The organism is Rhizobium sp. PRIMUS64, from assembly GCF_023006465.1.
In the GTDB taxonomy this organism is placed as follows: Bacteria; Pseudomonadota; Alphaproteobacteria; order Rhizobiales; family Rhizobiaceae; genus Rhizobium; species Rhizobium leguminosarum.
The window spans coordinates 1-16,397 of record NZ_JALBGX010000070.1; the positions used below are offsets into that span (position 1 = coordinate 1).

Consider the following 16,397-nt stretch of genomic DNA (forward strand, 5'->3'; position numbering starts at 1 on the left):
CTGGCCCACCGTCACCGCCCCCGTTGCCGCCTGCAGCCGGCGGGCCAACGGTGAGTGGTCGCGATGCGTGTGGCTGACGAAGATATGCGTCACCGCGCGGCCGCCAAGCGCTGCCATCAGCGCCTGAAAATGCGCCTCATCCTCCGGCCCGGGATCGATGACCGCGACGGAGGCGGAGCCGACGATATAGCTGTTGGTGCCGAAAAAGGTGAAAGGGCCGGGATTGTTCACTGTAACCCGCTCGACCCCTGAAACAACCGGCACGGCTTGCCCATAGGCCGGCTCGAAAGCGAGGTCGAATGCGGGACTGTCCATGAAGGAATGATCTCGGGTCGATGACGTCGCCAATTCCTAGCACGACGGCGGCCGCTACGCAGCGCATAAATCTGCGCCGGGTTAAACTTAGTCATTGTGACAGGCGAAGAGCTTTGCTAATCAGGCGTCGATTTGAGCAAGCGGTTTCCGCTCAAGCTCTGGTGGGGCGTCGCCAAGCGGTAAGGCAACGGTTTTTGGTACCGTCATCCCTGGTTCGAATCCAGGCGCCCCAGCCACGCTAACTTTACGCTTTTATTGCTGATATTTGCGCCCATGAAGCGGCCCGGGCCGCTCTTATGTCATTATAAAGATGACCATAGGATTGTATTGATATCTTTACAAATATATAGATATGATTATGATCATAAAGATATCTATATGATGAGGCCTTTATGGCGCGACCAAACCCAGAAAGCGCTCTACGCTTCCCGCTTTCAACTATTTTGGGGAACGAAACGCATGTGCGGGTGATGCGGGAATTATCGCTTCACGGCGGGCAATTGAGCGTTGGCAATCTCATCAACAGAACCAAAATATCCCGCCCTCCCATACTCGCCTCGCTGGCAACCCTCACAAGTTTTCAAATCGTTACCGAAAGTGGAACCGGATATGCCCGTCTTTTTAGTCTCAATCGAGGCTCACCATTCTCTACCCCGGTGCAAGCCCTGTTCGAGACGGAGGAAAGCCGTTTTGCCGATATCCTTGCCGCAGTGAAAGAATGCGCCTCCCTCTTCGGGGACAAGGTTGTGGCGGCATGGGTATTTGGCAGCGTCGCGAGGGGGGAAGACAACGCCTCAAGCGATTTGGATGTGGCGCTCATAGCTGATGCGCCAGACATCGAAACGATACAAAACCGAAGCATCGATTTTCTAGCAGCAAAAGGAAAGGAGTTATCCTTTGCGCCATCGATCAACACCCTGTCTATCACTGACCTGAGACGATTACGCCAAAGCGGCGATCCCTTATGGAAAGCGTTTCTAAACGAAGGACTGGTAGTACTTGGACCTCGTCCGGAATCGATAACGATGTGAAGAGATTACGTTGACCAGAAGTGGCCCCTCGAAACCCTCTGACGCTCGCCATGGTGCAAATCGCTTGATAATCGCCAGGGGATTTCTGGAATCGGCCAAAGTGCAAATCAGCAGTGCTCAAGCAGGAACACTTGGAAATCCGATTGCCGCGACTGTGGTCAACGCGGCAATTGCCTATACGGATGCACTCACGGCAACGTTCGCGAACAAGATCAATCAAAACGATCACGCAGCGGTCATCAAGACTTTGCGAGACGCATTGGGAAATCGACTGCCAAAATCTCAGGAGACCAGGCTAACTCGCATTCTCGGCAACAAAGACTTAGCCCAATACGGCGGCCGCTTCATGCTGCTATCCGACGCGGAATCTCTATTCGAGCAGTTGAAGGAATACGCAGAGTGGGTGGAAAACGAGATGACCCGCCGCTGATCTAAACTCTACGCCAGTCGCTATTTCCGCCTTCCCTAGGGGGCGTGGGTCTGGTGGACTTAACGCGGCTGCCCACTCTGTTGCCGCGAACTACCTGCCAAAATTTGAGTTCGGTTAATACTGTGGAGGATGAAGGTGGCCGAATTGTTCGGAATGCTTGATGATGAATGGGAAGGGCTGCAGCCCTATCTCGGCGGAACGTTTACAACCCAAACCTTTCGAAGCGCCGTAGAACAGAACGCACCGCATGCCTGGGCAAAACTAGTTGAGCGATATGGGCGGGGCGGAAAAGGCAGCGGCAAGTACTATTCGCCGTCGAACATTCTATACAATTACCTAAATGACAAAGCTCGCAATTCCCTGATTATTCGGCGTGGCTTCGTACCATCTGAAAAAGGGTGGGGAACGCGAATCGTGGTCCAATGGCAAATTGCCGATGCGGTTGCGCCAATCACAAGCGAAGAAGATAAGCAATTTATTGAAGGCAGAGAGGAGCGACGTGTGCACCTCTTGCGCGAACGAAAACCCGGCTTGCGACGAGATCTTCTCAGAGTTCGGAAACGTGTGGGCATGTCCTGCGACATTTGCAAAGCGACCGGTTCGCACATCGCGGAAGACATGCGCGACTCCATGTTCGAAGCTCATCACGACAAGGAGCCTTTCTCTACTCCCGGTGAGCGCGCGGTAACGATCAAAGACATGGCCTTGCTTTGTGCAAACTGCCATCGCTTGCTTCATCGCCTTGTGGCCCTGAAGGACCGATGGTTTTGGGTGGAGGAAGCCCGCCAGGAGTTTGGTTTCGAGCTCCAAGCCATATCCGTATGAAATCCGGCTTGACGCCTTAAGTCGCCGCACCGCTGACTGAATTACACTGTGACATCTCGTCCGGCGGCGCCAGCCTGTGAGCTTCTGTTAGTCGATAGCCGCTTTTTGCGTCACGCTCTTGCGCGCCATGGCTTCTTCAGCAAAGTTCGGCTTCAAATAGAAGGGTGGGGCATGAGCAAATCTTGGATGGTGCGCGCTGAGCGTGACGGGCGGCTGTTCGACGCGTTCAAAGAGAAATCGGCGGTCGCGATTGGCTGGAACGAAGTTGGTGACCTATCGAATGTGAAGACACGGAAGGCGATTAGCGATCTAGTTACGGCGACGTGGCCGGAGACTAAGCTACAGTCGGTTGCCATGGTTGCTGGCCAGCTTCATCGATTTGTCAACGAAATCGATGTCGGCGACATGGTCGTAACCTACAATCCTTCGCGCCGCGTTTATATGATCGGCGAGATCGCCGGCCCCTATCGCTACGACACTTTGGTCGATCCTGAAGATGCACAGGTTCGGCCTGTGCACTGGCAGGGAGAAGTCAGTCGGGATCTCCTATCCGTTGAAAGTCGTAACAGCCTCGGTGCAATCTCCACGCTGTTTCGGATATCAAACGATGTTGCCGCAGAGCTCAAGAAGGCGATGGTCTCGGGACAGCCTGTGAAACCAGAGGCGGTAGCGACGACAGATGCGACGGAGGACGATCTCTTCAAATCGATGGAGAGCCGCGCTCATGAGTTTATAAAGGACAAGGTCAACGCACTCGCCTGGGACGACATGCAGGAGCTTGTCGCGGGATTGTTACGCTCGCTGGGTTACAAGACGCGGGTCTCGGACGCAGGGCCAGATCGCGGGAAGGACATAGTTGCCTCTCCGGACGGGTTCGGTTTCGAGTCGCCTCGTATTGTAGTCGAGGTCAAACATCGTAAAGGCACAATGGGCGCACCGGACGTTCGAAGCTTCCTAGGTGGCCGACACCCGCAGGATAAGGGTCTGTATGTGAGCACCGGCGGTTTCACGCGCGAAGCTCGGTATGAAGCGGAGCGTGCAAACATCCCGCTGGCGCTCATGGATCTAGACGACTTAGTGAAGAGCCTGCTGGAGCAATACGGGAAGCTTGACCTTGAGGCTCAGCAACTCGTGCCCCTGAAGCGAATCTTCGTGCCGGCTTGGACATAGCGGTTAGTGATTCAGTTCCCCATCCGCAATGTCAGTCGGGCTTGCTGTTCGCTTCGTTGACTTCATCGCCTCAACGATCTCCATCGTTTCGACTGAAACGTGGGTGACGCGAGCGATCAGGTCAATCATCCTGAACCGCGCCAGGATCTCCGGAGGCCGTTTGGCTTAAGTTATGCGGCCAGCGCTAATTGGTCCAGCATGGCGTAGTATCGTACCTCGGCTTCGGCTGATGCTGACGACGCCATTCACCGCCCGGAACAACGTGCGGGCGCGGATGGCGCGGCTCGGGGGCCATGTCGGGCTGCAGTTCGGGCAGAGGTTCGGCGATCATATCCATGAGGAAGAGGTGCTCGTCGAGATGCCATTGCGGCGTCGGGCTGGTTTCCGGCGGGGAGTGGTCGAGTATCGCGTTCCAGAAGTTTCGAACGCGGCAGCGCCCGATAACCAACCGATCTCACCTTACCCGCGCTCTGCAAACAGTCGAACACCTGTGAGTCCGGCAAGCTTTTCCGCGAGCGCATCCTGAAACCCAGCATCAGCCACCTCCGCCGCCGCCTCCCGCCGCTGCCGATGATACCAATAACCACCGCTGACTCTGGCGGCACCATCATCGCTCACCGCCAGCCATGTCTGGGTGAGGTGCCCCATCTCCAGATCATCGGGCGCGCCGGCGCCGCCCATCTTCGTCGGCACCCAGCCGGGGTCCACCGCGTTGCTCAGAACATCCGGCCAGTGGCGGGCGAGGGCGGCGGCGAGGGTGGCGATGTAGAGCTTGCTTTCCGAATAGGCCTGGCTGGCGTTCCACGGCCGCTTCTTCCAGTCGATATCGTCAAGGGCGCTGCTGCCGCTGCGGTGCATGCCGCTCGTGAGATAGACCAGGCGGTCGGGGCGGGTGATCCAGGCGGTGAGGAGATAGGGAGCAAGCACATTCACCGCCAGCGTCTTTGCGTGACCATCAGGTGTTTCGCCCCGGCTCCGCTCGAGGTAGATGCCGGCATTGTGGATGACGGCGTCCATGCGGCCGATGGCGTTGACCTGCTCGGCAATCGATTGCGTTTCCGTGGCGCTGGCGAGATCGCCGATGACGAGGCCGAGTGCGGCAGAGGAAATCTCTGATATGGCGGCGGCCCGCTCCCGGGAGCGGGCATGCAGCACGACGTCATGGCCTTCCTTCATCAGGGTGCGGGCGGCGGCAAGCCCGAGGCCATCGGTGGAACCGGTGATGAAGATGCGGCTCATGGGGTTTCCTTTCGCGGTGGCGTGGGGTGGGGTGGGGTGGGGTGGGGGGAGTCAAGCAGGTTTTGGTTGGGGGCTCAATGCTGGAGTTAAGGGGCGGGTTCCCGTGCTCCCAGGTGAGGATCCATGGGAATTTACCGATCGGGATATTTCGGGATGTGGAGCAGGGTTGAGGCTAATGAATTTTCCCGCTCGGTAATATGGATGGTGGCTTGGGCGCGGCATGAACCCTCGGCTCAAGACAGAGCAGGAATTTCAGACATATCGGGCTAGAGATCTGTGAGGTCGGCCCCTCACCCGGCTGCCGCCACCCGTACCCGGGTCGAGACGAGTGGCTCGACCCCGGTAGGTTAGGGTGAGGGGCAGCCATTCATGCTGACCTCCATCCATCAGCAGCGGGCATGGATCCTCGGCTCAAGGCCGAGGATGACGGAGGGTGGGGTGGTGTCCCAACCAAATTCTACCCCACTAAACTAATGAAATCAGCCCTATCACCCTCGCCGCCGCTCCGCCCCCGCCGCAATCGTCTGCACCAGTTCATCCACCTCCCGCGCCAGCCGCTCCAGCGGCAGGCCGACGAAGCGGCCTTCCAGGCTGATGCTGACCACCCCATGCACCGCGCCAAACAGTGTGCGGGCGCGGATGGCGCGGTCTTCCGCCGGCATGTCGGGCTGCAGTTCGGCCAGCGGTTCGGCGATCACGTCCATCAGGAAGAGGTGCTCGTCGAGATGCCATTGCGGCGTCGGGCTGGTGTCGGGGGGAAAGTGGTCGAACAGGGCCTTCCAGAGGTTCCGGTGCTCGACGGCGAAGCTGAGATATCCCTGCGCCAGGTTGCGCAGCCGGTCGGTCGGCGGCTTGTCCTTGGTTTCGGCGAGCGTGAGTCTGGCCTCCAGCGCCTTCAGCGTGGCGGAGTTGACGTGGATGACGAGCTCGGCGAGGTCTGAAAAGACCGTGTAGAGGCCGCCAAGCGCGCAGCCGGCATCCTGGGTGATGTCGCGGGCGCGGAGATTCGTCAGCCCGTCGCGGGCGATCCGCTCGCGCGCCGCCTCGATCAGCCGGGCCTTCAGGTCTTCGCGTTTTTCTTCTCGTCTGCCGGCCATTCACCATTCCACTTCGATTTTTTGAACGTCGTTCAAAATTTATCTTGAACGACGTTCACGATTCTGGCATAACACCTCTCGTGAACAACGTTCATAAACCGGAGGAAGGAAATGTTCAAACTGATTTCCATTTTGTTGCGGGGCAGGGCGCATGATGCCGAACAGGCCTTCGCCGACCGCAACGCCGTGCCGCTGCTTGCCCAGCAGATCCGCGATGCCGCCCAATCGATCCAGTCTGCCCGCCGCAGCGTCGCGGTCGCCATCGCCCAGAACGAGCAGGAGAGGGTGCAGCATGCAGCGATCGTCGCCCGCATCGCCGATCTGGAAAACCGCGCCTCCGCCGCCTTGGCAAAGGGCAATGAGGCCCTGGCCCGCGAGGCGGCCGAGGCGATCGCCTATCTCGAAGCCGAGCGCGATGCATCCGAGAAGGCGCAAGGTCAGTTCACCAGCTCCATCGACAAGCTGAAGGCGATCGTCCGCGCCTCGGAGGCCCGGCTGCAGGAGCTGCAGCGCGGTGAGCGGCTGGCGCGCGCCACGCAGGAGGCGCAGAAGCTCGATGTCGTCGTTGCCGGTCCGGGCTTTGCGACGCTCGACGATGCCGAGGAGACCCTGGCCCGGCTTCGCCTGCGCCAGAGCCAGAATGAGCTGACGGCCGCAGCCCTGAAGGACATGGAAGGCGCCATCCGCCCGGCCGGCATCATCGAAAAGCTTGCCAATGCCGGCTTCGGGGCGCCGCTGCGCTCATCCGCCGATGATGTGCTGGCGCGGCTGAAGAGCCGCATCACGCCTGCCGCCTGAAATCGCATCCATCCAACCATTCATCCATCGAACCATAGGGACCACTGATATGAACGACAGTTTCCAGAAACATTCCTCAAGCTGGGTCAGCTTCTCCTACATCTCCTTCGGCTCGGCCGCCTTCATGCTGGCGCTTGGCCTCTACATGATGCCGCTCGATCTCTGGGGCAAAGGCTATCTCGCCATGGGCATCCTGATGCTGGTGCAGACCACGGTGAATATCACCAAGACGCTGCGCGACAATGCCGAATCCGAGAAGCTGATCCGCAAGGTCGAGGATGCCCGCACCGAGAAACTGCTGGTCAAGTTCAATCGTAACGATGAAGATTAATCTTCGTTAACCGCACTGCAGAGTTGTTACCGCACTCAACTATTGCGTAACAACTCTGTGGCCTTCTCTGCCTGCCGAAAGAGGAACGAGCCCGTGCAACACAATCTGATGACATCAAGGAAATTCGCGCCGCTGTTCTGGACCCAGTTCCTCACGGCCTTCAACGACAATTTTCTGAAGAACACCCTGGTGTTCCTCATTCTCTTCAAAATGTCGGCGAGCGAGGGGGCCGCCCTGGTGACGCTGGCCGGCGTCATCCTCATCGTGCCCTTCCTGCTGCTCTCGGCGCTCGGCGGCGAGCTCGCCGACAAGCACGACAAGGCCAAGATTGCCGAGCTTTTGAAACGCTGCGAGATCGCCATCGCCGGGCTTGCCGTCGTCGGTCTGGCATTCTCTTCCATCTTTGTGCTGATGGCGGCGCTGTTCGGCTTCGGCGTCGTCTCGGCGCTGTTCGGGCCGATCAAATACGGCATCCTGCCCGATCATCTCGAACGCCGCGACCTGCCGAAGGCCAATGCCTGGATCGAGGGCGGCACCTTCATCGCCATCCTCGCCGGCACGATCATCGCCGCCTTCGCCTTCTCCGGCGGTGACAATGTGCTGATCTTCGGCACGATGATGATGGGGCTGTCGGTGCTTTGCTGGCTGGCCAGCCGGATGATCCCGCCGACCGGCTCCAAGGCGCCGGATCTGGAGATCGACCGCAATGTCATCCGCTCCAGCTACACCCTCGTCATGGAAATCCGCGCCGATAAGCGCCTGTGGCGTTCGGCGCTGATGAACTGCTGGTTCTGGCTGGTCGGCGCCTTCGTACTGTCAATCCTGCCGACCATGGTCACCGAGCTGCTCGGCGGCTCCGAGCTCGTCGTCCCGGCCTATCTCACCGTCTTTGCTATTGCCGTCGCCGTCGGTTCGGCGATTGCCGCCTGGATGTCCTCCGGCCGCATCGTGCTGCTGCCGGCCCCTGTCGGCACGGCGCTGCTCGGCCTCTTCAGCCTCGATCTCGCCTGGAACCTCTGGGGCCTGGCTTCGGTGAGCCACGCGACGACGATCGGCACCTTCTTTGCCGGTGAAAATACCATCCGTGTCGCCATCGATCTCGCCGGCATGGCCATATCAGGCGCCTTCATCGCGGTGCCGACCTTCGCCGCCCTGCAGACCTGGGCGCATGAAGATCGCCGCGCCCGCGTCATCGGCGCCGCCAATGTGCTGTCGGCGCTGTTCATCACTGTCGGCCTCGGCCTCGTTGCCGCCGTCCAGGCGCTCGGCGCCTCCATTCCGCAGATCCTGATCGGCCTCGGCATCATCAATTTCGCCGTCGCCTGGCTGATGCTGAAGACGCTGCCGACCAATCCCTTCCGCGATTTCATCTCGATCCTGTTCCGCGCCTTCATGCGCCTCGAGGTCGAAGGCCTTGAGAATATCAAGAAGGCCGGCCGCGCGCCGATCATCGCCCTCAACCATGTCAGCCTGCTCGATGGCGCGCTCGCGCTCGCCATCACCGAGGAAGAGCCGACCTTTGCCGTCGATTACAAGATCGCCCAGGCCTGGTGGGTGCGCCCCTTCCTGAAGATGTGCAAATTCCTGCCGCTCGACCCGACAAAGCCGATGGCGACGCGCTCGCTGATCAAGGTGGTGCAGGACGGCAACCCGATCGGCATCTTCCCCGAGGGCCGCCTGACGGTGACCGGCACGCTGATGAAGGTCTATGATGGCGCCGCCATGGTTGCCGACAAGACTGGCTCGATGGTCGTGCCGGTGAAGATCGACGGGCTGGAGAAGAGCTATCTCTCCTATCTCGATAATGGCAAGATCCGCCGCCGGCTGTTCCCCAAGGTCAAGGTCACCATTCTCGAGCCGGTGAAGCTGGAAGTGCCGCCGGAGCTGAAGGGCCGCAAACGCCGCACGGCGGCAGGCGCCGCGCTTTATCAGGTGATGTCGAACCTGCTGTTCCAGACCGCCGATACCTCGTCGACCGTGCTCGATCGCGTCATCCGGGCCGGCCATGAATTCGGCATGGGCAAGCTCGCCGTCGAAGATCCGGTCACCGGCCGGCTGACCTATGGCAAGCTGCTCACAGGGGCTGCCGTGCTCGGCGCCAAATTCCGCGCCCGCTTCCCGGAAACCAACCTCGGCGTCATGCTGCCGAATGCCAATGGCGCCGCCGCCACCCTTCTCGGCGTCATGACGGCGGGCAAGGTGCCGGCGATGCTGAACTTCACCGCCGGTGCTGCCAATATCCTCTCCGCCTGCAAGGCCGCCGAAGTCAAACATGTGCTGACCTCGCGCGCCTTCGTCACCCAGGCGAAGCTCGGTGCCGTGATCGAGGAGATGGAAAAGCAGGTGACGATCGTCTGGCTCGATGATCTCAGGGCCGAAATCTCACTCAAGGACAAGATCCTGGGTTATCTCCGCAAGGCGCGGCCGCTGGTCAAACGCCAACCGGATGATCCGGCCGTCATTCTCTTCACCTCCGGCTCCGAGGGCACGCCGAAGGGCGTGGTGCTCACCCACCGCAACATCCTGTCGAACGCCGCCCAGGCCGCCGCCCGCATCGATTTCCACAGCGGCGACAAGGTGTTCAACATCCTGCCGGTGTTCCATTCCTTCGGGCTGACGGCCGGCACGGTGCTGCCGCTGATATCGGGCGTGCCAGTCTATTTCTATCCGTCGCCGCTGCATTACCGCATCGTGCCGGAACTGATCTATGTCTCCAACGCCACGATCATCTTCGGCACCGATACCTTCCTCAATGGCTACAGCAGGACGGCGCATCCCTACGATTTCCGCTCGATCCGCTACATCTTCTCCGGCGCCGAGCCGGTGAAGGCCTCGACCCGCCAGACCTATATGGAAAAATTCGGCCTGCGCATCCTGGAAGGTTACGGCGTCACCGAGACAGCACCGGTGATTTCCATCAACACGCCGATGTACAACAAGTCGGGCACCGTCGGCAAAATCCTGCCGGGCATGGAATGGAAGCTCGAACCGGTGCCCGGCATCGAGGAGGGCGGCCGGCTGCATGTGCGCGGCGCCAATGTCATGGCCGGTTACCTCCGCGCCGAAAAGCCCGGCGTGCTCGAGCCGCTGATCGACGGCTGGCACGATACCGGCGACATCGTCACCATCGACGAGGATGGCTTCGTCAAGATCCGCGGCCGCGCCAAACGCTTCGCCAAGATCGGCGGCGAAATGATCTCGCTCGCCGCCGTCGAGACGCTGGCCGCCGAACTCTGGCCGGGCGCCCTCTCGGTCGTCTCCTCGCTGCCCGACGCCAAGAAGGGCGAACGCCTGGTGCTGCTCACCGACGCCCCCACCGCCACCCGCGCCGAATTCCTCGCCTTCGCCAAATCCAAGGGCGCCATGGACATGATGGTGCCGGCCGAAGTCAATATCGGCAAGGTGCCGGTGCTCGGTTCCGGCAAGGTGGACTTCGTCGCGGCGCGGAAGCTGGCGGAAACGGCGGCGCAGGGGGTGGAGGCGGCGTGAGCGGCGAGTTTTTCAGCCGCTAGCCTGACTGAAAGTGCTTCGATCCCTGCCGGTCGAACGGCAGCAAGACGATGACCTGCAAAAACAAAACAGGCGGCACCCGGCCGCCTCAGTTTGCCGACAACCTCGCTCTCCACTCGGCGTCATCCTCGGCCCTGTGCCGAGGATCTGCTACGTATCAACCGGCAGTAGACGCCCGGGACAAGCCCGAGCATGACGAAAGAGGAGTTGGCGGGACGATGCGAAGTCTGGTGAGAGCGCCACTCCCAATCTCCGTCATTCCCTTCCTCTGGCAAAGCCCGTGGAAGGGAATGACGGAGGAGAGGTGGGGCAGGACGCAACAGGCAGCCTTGGCGCGAACCTGATAGCACAGCCTCGTCCCGGGCATCTGCAGCCAGTGCAGCAGATCCTCGGCACAAAGCCGAGGATGACGCCGAGTAAGGAGCGAAGTCTGTCAACAAACAGGCGGCACCCGGCCGCCTGTACGCATTTCAAACAAACCGTCCGTTACTTCTGTTCGGGCGCCAAAAACTCTGCGCAATAGGACGGGCCGTCGACGCCCGGGATGTCGGCGACGGTGCGGATGTCGCGGATGGTGTAATCGGAGCTGGTGGTGATTTCGGCCTGGCAGCGCAGATAGGCGGTGCGGGCGGAGGAAATCTGCTTGCCGCGCTTGCCGTCGGCGCCTTCGGCATATTTCGCCGGAATGCGCACGGTCTTGTAGCCGCCGCGCCAGGTATAGATGGTGGTCGAGCCTTGCTCGCTGTCGCTGATCGGCGGGCCGTAGGCAGCAAAGAAGATGCCGGCCGATTTGCCCACCCAGCGGGCCTCGATCGGATTGCCGGCGGAAGGAATGGTCGTGCATCCGGCAAGCGCAATGGCAAGCCCGGCCGCGGTCATGGTGCGGAAATTCATCGTGTCGTCCCTGATCTCAAGCGCAGTGGCTGCGAAGCCGCCGTCGCAGCGGTTTCGCCTGTCCCGTCTGCCCTTTAGCGCGGAACCTGGCAAAAGAAAATTGCCCCTTTGACACTTCCGTTCGATTTGCGAGAGGTGTGGCTTTTTGCTGCCGCCGCGTGACCCCAGACCTGTCACGTCACCGTCAAAAATTCCCCCGGCTTTTTGGAATTTGGTGCTTGTGCAACCAGATAGGCTGTTCTATAGAAGCGCCGCTGGTCACGGAGTGTAGCGCAGTCTGGTAGCGCACCACGTTCGGGACGTGGGGGTCGAGTGTTCGAATCACTCCACTCCGACCAGCTAGAAACCCCGCTCCGGCGGGGTTTTTCGTTTCTGCTGATCTCAGCCGAAATTCCCCCGGGGGATTTCACCGGAGCGAGTTCAACCGGCCGAAAACCCATCCTTCCCCTGGTTATAATTTTTCTGCAGGAAAGTTATAACCGAGGCGCGGCTGGCGGGAGGATCCCAGGTCTTGAGCGGCGTCTCCATCCAGATGCCCGCAATTGTGCTTCACACCAGCGCCGCTCTGGATTTCGGAATCATCTATGCTAGCATCGAAGGCCTGCGTGACTGGCGATGAAGGTGGATACCACCGGGGAGCGCAGGAGTTTGGCCGCTCGCCTGGGCATCTGGATCATGTTTGAGAAGGTGCCCCATGTCGTCCCACATCGAAAGTGAACGGCTTTCGAATTCCCTAGCCGAACTTGATCAACTCACGAATTGGGAACGCCGGCCGCGCGGCGATATGCGGGTCGATTTGGAGCCGATGCGCGATCTCGCTCGTCGGCTTGGCGATCCCCAGAACAGCTTCCGTATCGTCCATGTGGCCGGCTCCAAGGGCAAAGGCTCGACTTGCGCCCTGATCGAGGCGGGTCTTGCGCGGGCGGGGTTCTCCGTCGGGCGATATGCCTCGCCGCATGTCATGCATATCACCGAGCGGGTCAGCATTGATGGCCGCCCGGTCGGCGAGGAGCGCCTGGCGGATGCGCTCGGCGCGGCGCTGGCGGCGTTCAAAGACGCAAGGCGGGAGGCGACGGGCGGGCAGGGAGCGACCTGGTTCGATATTCTGACGGTTTCGGCCTTTCTGATCTTCAGGTCGGAAAGGGTGGAGTGGGCCGTTCTCGAAACCGGACTTGGGGGGCGGTGGGACTCCACCAATATCGTTCAAAGCGATGTCGCCGTTATCACCAATATCGATCTTGAGCACACCGAAATCCTCGGCAAAACCCGCGCGGCCATTGCCTTCGAGAAGGCAGGAATCATAAAGCGCGGCGCTGCGGTCGTCACACTCCTGCCGGAGGCGGACGAGGCAGGCGCCGTCGTATCCGCCCGGGCAGCAGAACTCGGCTGTGCCGTGCGACGCCCCACGGTGCCGGCCGACGCAACCATCGAGCAGCGGAATGTTGCCGTGGCGGGCACGGTTCTGGATGTGCTCGGGAAAATGGGCGTCATGACAAAGGGCGCAAGCGCGATGTCGGAGCCGCTTGGAGAACAGCTCCTCGATCCCTCAACGATCGAATCTGCCCGCCTGCCGGGACGGCTCGAAAAAATCGCCGTCAACACCAGCCACGGCGACAATGCCAAGGTCAACGTGGTGCTGGACGGAGCGCATGTTCCCTTCAACCTTGCTGCGGTTCTGAGTGACCTCTCGCAAGAAGAAAAATACCGCGCTCCTTGCATTGCCGTCGTGTCAATCGCGGACGACAAGGACGCAGCAGGCTTGCTGTCGACGATGACGCGCCACGATATATCGATCATCTTCACCACCGTCGGCGCCAGATCGCGTTCGCCGGAACAGCTGAAGACGATTGCCGACACCCTCGGGCTGCTGAGCATCGTCATGATAGACCCGCTCGAAGCCTATCAAGAAGCGCTGGCAGGCGCCACGGAATCAGGCGCTTGGGTTCTCGTCACTGGATCGCTCTATCTCGTCGGCATCATCCGTGCGGCATGAGCTTGACCGGCTGCGGTCTTAGCCGCCGACTGTGATCTCACCATCCGCAACACGTTTGACAAATATCTTCAAACCTTCATGCCTGAGTTTCTTCCAGCCGCCGTCGGAAACCATTGATTTGGCCAGATCGGCAAACCCCGTGGTGAGGTAGGGAACCTGCGATGCCGGTCGCTTGCCGAGCGCTTGAATCAGGCAGTCGGTTCTTGGCGGGGACGAGAACGTGTTTCCTGAATGGTTCATACGGATCTCCACATGATCTGTGCCGTCTGGAAACCGGATCGTCCCATAGCCGCATTTGGCCGCCGCATTCACTTCGGCCTTGGAGAGATTGTCTTGCAGAACAAATGACAGCTGGCTGAAACTGTTGTCAGTGTAGTCGAACTGACCCAGTATGATGAAGTCCAGCTCGTTCTGTCCCTTCCTGGCGCCTTTGATCTTGCCGAAGAAGTTGGAATTCACCTTGGTGTCTTTGCCCGTCTTCATGGCAAGCATTTCGCCGAGCTTGATATAGGTCCTCGGTTTGGACGAAAGGTTTTCGGTACCAGCCGCGGCGTTGCCTGACGGCAGACTTGCGGTCTCCGGCTTGGCATAGGCGTCAGCGAAGGCTTGCAGCGTCGTGAGGTTGAGCGCTTGGGGAAGCGAACCGCTCTCGAACTTGCGGCAGGAGAGCGCGGCTTGCCGTGTTACCTTGTCAGGCTTGCCCTCGAGATTCCCTGGCTTGCAGCCCAAATCACTCAGTTGCTGCTGCAACGTCTTGAGCAAAGCGGCTTGTTCGGCGGAATAATTGCTGACACCGCGGGTCACACTGACATTGCGGACATCGATGCCGATACCGTCCGGCTGCACCACGTCAAACTGGGACGTATGATGGTCATAGCTCTTCCAGTCACCGCCCCAACCCATCATCACCGGGCCGAGAATGAAGTTGAATGATTTCGGGTCGCGGTTTGATTGCGGCTCGCACTCGTTCGATTCCCAGCAATGCGGAGCTTGATTGGTTGCTTCGCCTTCGGCGGCGTAGATCACCTTGTTGTCGCAGCTTGCCGTAACCCATCCGCTCTCATCGTTTGCCCATCGGATTTTCAGCGAGAATGTCGCCCATTTGCCGAAATCTTGCGGTTTTTGGCACTGGCGGGCGAGAAAGTTCACGCCGTTGCGCGTGTCGGCTTTCAGCATGTAGATGAAATTGTGGATTGCCGGTCCTTCCCAGGACGCCAAGCGCAAATGGCTGTCCCAGCCATCGGGATAAAAGCCATTGGCGGAGTTGTTGTGCCAGCCTTTGTAGGCAAAGGTCGGATCGAGCCGGAAATCAAACTTGTATTCGACGCTTTCGCCAACCCTCATGTCTCGCGTATAGCGAATTGTCGAGCGGACGTTGCCATTGCGGCAATCATTTTCGCCGCGTCCATCGCCATAGTCGACATTGGAACACTGACGGTCGAATATCTCAAACCGGGTCACGCCGTCCTTGACCTCCGGTCTGACCGATCCGTTGAACTTGTGACGCTCAAAACCTTTCGGGAGCGGATCGGCGCTCGCTACGGCGTGGGTCGCAAAAACCATCAGCGCGCCAACCGCCAGTCCAATTATGGGATTTTTCAGCATAGCCCCCCCTCCAAATTGGACTCCAACCATATCATGATCTCTCTTGGACGGTCGGGTTTAGATCAGGTTCAGATCGGTGCGTAAGGTGCTGCGCCATCAGCAGGTGCGGCGGTCAAAGCTGCCAAGCTGCTAGTGCTTCCGAGCCGGTGCGGCGGGCGTTTATGACGGCAGCCAGGGCGAGCGACATCAAGTGCGGCTCGTGATCGGCGATGCTTCGGATCATTCCGACCGGAACGCGGCGGGAAGATCGACAGCGACGTCAAGCGGCTGGAAATGCCGCAAGTTTTCCGTAATGACGGTGAGGTCGTAGGCCCGCGCGGTCGCTGCGATGATGAGATCGCCAAGGCCGGGATGACGGCCCTGGCTCTCGGCGGCATCTTCCAGGGCGCCGACGATCCGCGCGACAACGGTATCCATCGGCAAGATCCGATCCCCGAAACTGTCGGTGATGAAGTCCAGCCATGCCGAAAGGCGCTTTGCCCGCTCGATCCCGCCGCGACGGTGAAGGCTCCGCATTCCCTTTTCGATTTCCGCGACTGTTAGAGCCGACAGAAAGAGAGCATCGGCTTCGCCTTGCTCACGGAACCATGCCCGCACCGGATCGGACGGCGACGCCTTGCCCGGCGCGAACTTCGAAATGATATTCGTGTCGAGAAGGTAGGCGGTCACAGATCAATATCGCGCATTTTCGATGGGTTCCGCTCCAGCTCGACCCCACCGGGAAACGTCAACAGGAAATCCCCGAAATTCGGCCGTGGCGTCTTCAAAGCCCTTTTCGCGGCCTCGGCTGCTTCGACGGACACAAGCACGGCAGCCGGCTTTCCGTGTCGCGTGATCGTCACGAATTCCCCGTTTGCCGCTTCATCCACCAGTCCGGCGAAACCGGCCTTTGCCTCTGCCACGCTGATCGTCGACATTGCGGCCTCCTGTCTTAAATGACCATATATGGTCAAAATAGACATTGACGCCGACGGAATCAAGAGGGGAGTTTTCCAGGGATGCAGCAGCGCTTTAGAATCAACCGACCGAAAGCCCACCCTTCCTCTGGTTATAATTTTTCCGCAGGAAAGTTATAGCCAAGGCGCGGCTGAACAGGAACGGTGCATCGTCCGCATGGATCCAGTTCGAGCCTGAACGATTGGTCCAACCAGACGCCCGC

15 protein-coding genes, 2 tRNA genes, 1 pseudogene and 1 riboswitch are annotated in these 16,397 nt (G+C 59.9%); of the genes and pseudogenes, 10 read left to right on the forward strand and 8 right to left on the reverse strand.

Going from position 1 to position 16,397, the window contains the following annotated elements; all coding sequences use genetic code 11:
* Positions 1 to 315 (reverse strand): MBL fold metallo-hydrolase (locus MOV76_RS24090; RefSeq protein ID WP_247265439.1); only part of this gene is annotated, 315 nt, incomplete at its 3' end.
* Positions 316 to 477: 162 nt separating this feature from the next.
* Here MOV76_RS24090 and MOV76_RS24095 point away from each other — a divergent pair.
* The 5 genes from MOV76_RS24095 (at position 478) to MOV76_RS24115 (ending at position 3,771) form a co-directional block, all read left to right on the forward strand.
* Positions 478 to 551, forward strand: a tRNA-Gln gene (locus MOV76_RS24095).
* A 156-nt stretch (positions 552 to 707) separates the two neighbouring features.
* Positions 708 to 1,346 (forward strand): nucleotidyltransferase domain-containing protein, encoded by a 639-nt coding sequence (locus MOV76_RS24100; RefSeq protein WP_247265440.1) that lies wholly within the window; start codon positions 708 to 710, stop codon positions 1,344 to 1,346.
* A gap of 10 nt (positions 1,347 to 1,356) precedes the next feature.
* Complete coding sequence (locus tag MOV76_RS24105) at positions 1,357 to 1,776, forward strand: hypothetical protein (RefSeq protein ID WP_245315052.1); 420 nt, start codon at positions 1,357 to 1,359, stop codon at positions 1,774 to 1,776.
* Between the two features lie 135 nt (positions 1,777 to 1,911).
* Positions 1,912 to 2,601 carry a hypothetical protein gene (locus MOV76_RS24110; protein WP_247265441.1) on the forward strand — a complete coding sequence of 230 codons (690 nt, stop codon included), beginning with the start codon at positions 1,912 to 1,914 and terminating at the stop codon, positions 2,599 to 2,601.
* Between the two features lie 171 nt (positions 2,602 to 2,772).
* Positions 2,773 to 3,771: a restriction endonuclease gene (locus tag MOV76_RS24115; protein ID WP_026188295.1), complete on the forward strand. Its 999-nt coding sequence runs from the start codon at positions 2,773 to 2,775 to the stop codon at positions 3,769 to 3,771.
* A 225-nt stretch (positions 3,772 to 3,996) separates the two neighbouring features.
* Here MOV76_RS24115 and MOV76_RS24120 read toward each other — a convergent pair.
* From MOV76_RS24120 to MOV76_RS24130, 3 genes and pseudogenes are all read right to left on the reverse strand, one after another.
* Positions 3,997 to 4,195: pseudogene (locus MOV76_RS24120) on the reverse strand (hypothetical protein); the annotation flags it as partial.
* Between the two features lie 35 nt (positions 4,196 to 4,230).
* Positions 4,231 to 5,010 (reverse strand): SDR family NAD(P)-dependent oxidoreductase, encoded by a 780-nt coding sequence (locus tag MOV76_RS24125; protein WP_247265442.1) that lies wholly within the window; start codon positions 5,008 to 5,010, stop codon positions 4,231 to 4,233.
* 488 nt (positions 5,011 to 5,498) lie between these two features.
* Complete coding sequence (locus MOV76_RS24130) at positions 5,499 to 6,107, reverse strand: TetR/AcrR family transcriptional regulator (protein ID WP_247265443.1); 609 nt, start codon at positions 6,105 to 6,107, stop codon at positions 5,499 to 5,501.
* A 111-nt stretch (positions 6,108 to 6,218) separates the two neighbouring features.
* Between MOV76_RS24130 and MOV76_RS24135 the strand changes: the two genes are divergently transcribed.
* The 3 genes from MOV76_RS24135 to MOV76_RS24145 all read left to right on the forward strand — a co-directional run bounded on the left by MOV76_RS24135 (position 6,219) and on the right by MOV76_RS24145 (position 10,725).
* The gene (locus tag MOV76_RS24135) at positions 6,219 to 6,905 is read left to right on the forward strand and encodes a PspA/IM30 family protein (protein ID WP_247265444.1); all 687 of its coding nucleotides are present in this window, start codon (positions 6,219 to 6,221) and stop codon (positions 6,903 to 6,905) included.
* Between the two features lie 49 nt (positions 6,906 to 6,954).
* A complete protein-coding gene (locus MOV76_RS24140) occupies positions 6,955 to 7,236 on the forward strand; it encodes a YiaA/YiaB family inner membrane protein (protein ID WP_003557239.1) in 282 nt (93 codons plus the stop codon).
* A 93-nt stretch (positions 7,237 to 7,329) separates the two neighbouring features.
* Positions 7,330 to 10,725: an acyl-[ACP]--phospholipid O-acyltransferase gene (locus MOV76_RS24145; protein ID WP_247265445.1), complete on the forward strand. Its 3,396-nt coding sequence runs from the start codon at positions 7,330 to 7,332 to the stop codon at positions 10,723 to 10,725.
* Positions 10,726 to 11,232: 507 nt separating this feature from the next.
* Here the strand turns inward: MOV76_RS24145 and MOV76_RS24150 are convergent.
* Positions 11,233 to 11,640, reverse strand: a complete 408-nt coding sequence (locus tag MOV76_RS24150) for a hypothetical protein (RefSeq protein WP_018240983.1) — start codon at positions 11,638 to 11,640, stop codon at positions 11,233 to 11,235.
* Positions 11,641 to 11,901: 261 nt separating this feature from the next.
* Between MOV76_RS24150 and MOV76_RS24155 the strand changes: the two genes are divergently transcribed.
* A tRNA-Pro gene (locus MOV76_RS24155) sits at positions 11,902 to 11,978 on the forward strand.
* Positions 11,979 to 12,235: 257 nt separating this feature from the next.
* A riboswitch (ZMP/ZTP riboswitch) is annotated at positions 12,236 to 12,313 on the forward strand.
* Positions 12,314 to 12,334: 21 nt separating this feature from the next.
* Entirely contained in the window at positions 12,335 to 13,633 is a 1,299-nt protein-coding gene (locus MOV76_RS24160) for a folylpolyglutamate synthase/dihydrofolate synthase family protein (protein WP_247265446.1), read from the forward strand.
* 18 nt (positions 13,634 to 13,651) lie between these two features.
* On the opposite strand, the gene MOV76_RS24165 is transcribed toward MOV76_RS24160, so the two are convergent.
* From MOV76_RS24165 to MOV76_RS24175, 3 genes are all read right to left on the reverse strand, one after another.
* The gene (locus MOV76_RS24165; protein ID WP_247265447.1) at positions 13,652 to 15,238 is read right to left on the reverse strand and encodes a hypothetical protein; all 1,587 of its coding nucleotides are present in this window, start codon (positions 15,236 to 15,238) and stop codon (positions 13,652 to 13,654) included.
* Between the two features lie 219 nt (positions 15,239 to 15,457).
* Positions 15,458 to 15,907: a type II toxin-antitoxin system VapC family toxin gene (locus MOV76_RS24170; protein ID WP_182565475.1), complete on the reverse strand. Its 450-nt coding sequence runs from the start codon at positions 15,905 to 15,907 to the stop codon at positions 15,458 to 15,460.
* Positions 15,904 to 16,155: a type II toxin-antitoxin system Phd/YefM family antitoxin gene (locus tag MOV76_RS24175; protein WP_003557256.1), complete on the reverse strand. Its 252-nt coding sequence runs from the start codon at positions 16,153 to 16,155 to the stop codon at positions 15,904 to 15,906. Before MOV76_RS24175 ends, MOV76_RS24170 begins: the two co-directional genes overlap by 4 nt.
* Positions 16,156 to 16,397 lie beyond the last annotated feature (242 nt).

What these genes read in the sequence shown, in the direction of transcription:
- MOV76_RS24100 (WP_247265440.1), top strand. Translation starts at nt 708, where the DNA reads ATGGCGCGACCAAACCCAGAAAGCGCTCTACGCTTCCCGCTTTCAACT.
- MOV76_RS24115 (WP_026188295.1), top strand. Translation starts at nt 2,773, where the DNA reads ATGAGCAAATCTTGGATGGTGCGCGCTGAGCGTGACGGGCGGCTGTTC.
- MOV76_RS24125 (WP_247265442.1), bottom strand. Translation starts at nt 5,010, where the DNA reads ATGAGCCGCATCTTCATCACCGGTTCCACCGATGGCCTCGGGCTTGCC.
- MOV76_RS24130 (WP_247265443.1), bottom strand. Translation starts at nt 6,107, where the DNA reads ATGGCCGGCAGACGAGAAGAAAAACGCGAAGACCTGAAGGCCCGGCTG.
- MOV76_RS24135 (WP_247265444.1), top strand. Translation starts at nt 6,219, where the DNA reads ATGTTCAAACTGATTTCCATTTTGTTGCGGGGCAGGGCGCATGATGCC.
- MOV76_RS24140 (WP_003557239.1), top strand. Translation starts at nt 6,955, where the DNA reads ATGAACGACAGTTTCCAGAAACATTCCTCAAGCTGGGTCAGCTTCTCC.
- MOV76_RS24150 (WP_018240983.1), bottom strand. Translation starts at nt 11,640, where the DNA reads ATGAATTTCCGCACCATGACCGCGGCCGGGCTTGCCATTGCGCTTGCC.
- MOV76_RS24160 (WP_247265446.1), top strand. Translation starts at nt 12,335, where the DNA reads ATGTCGTCCCACATCGAAAGTGAACGGCTTTCGAATTCCCTAGCCGAA.
- MOV76_RS24165 (WP_247265447.1), bottom strand. Translation starts at nt 15,238, where the DNA reads ATGCTGAAAAATCCCATAATTGGACTGGCGGTTGGCGCGCTGATGGTT.
- MOV76_RS24175 (WP_003557256.1), bottom strand. Translation starts at nt 16,155, where the DNA reads ATGTCGACGATCAGCGTGGCAGAGGCAAAGGCCGGTTTCGCCGGACTG.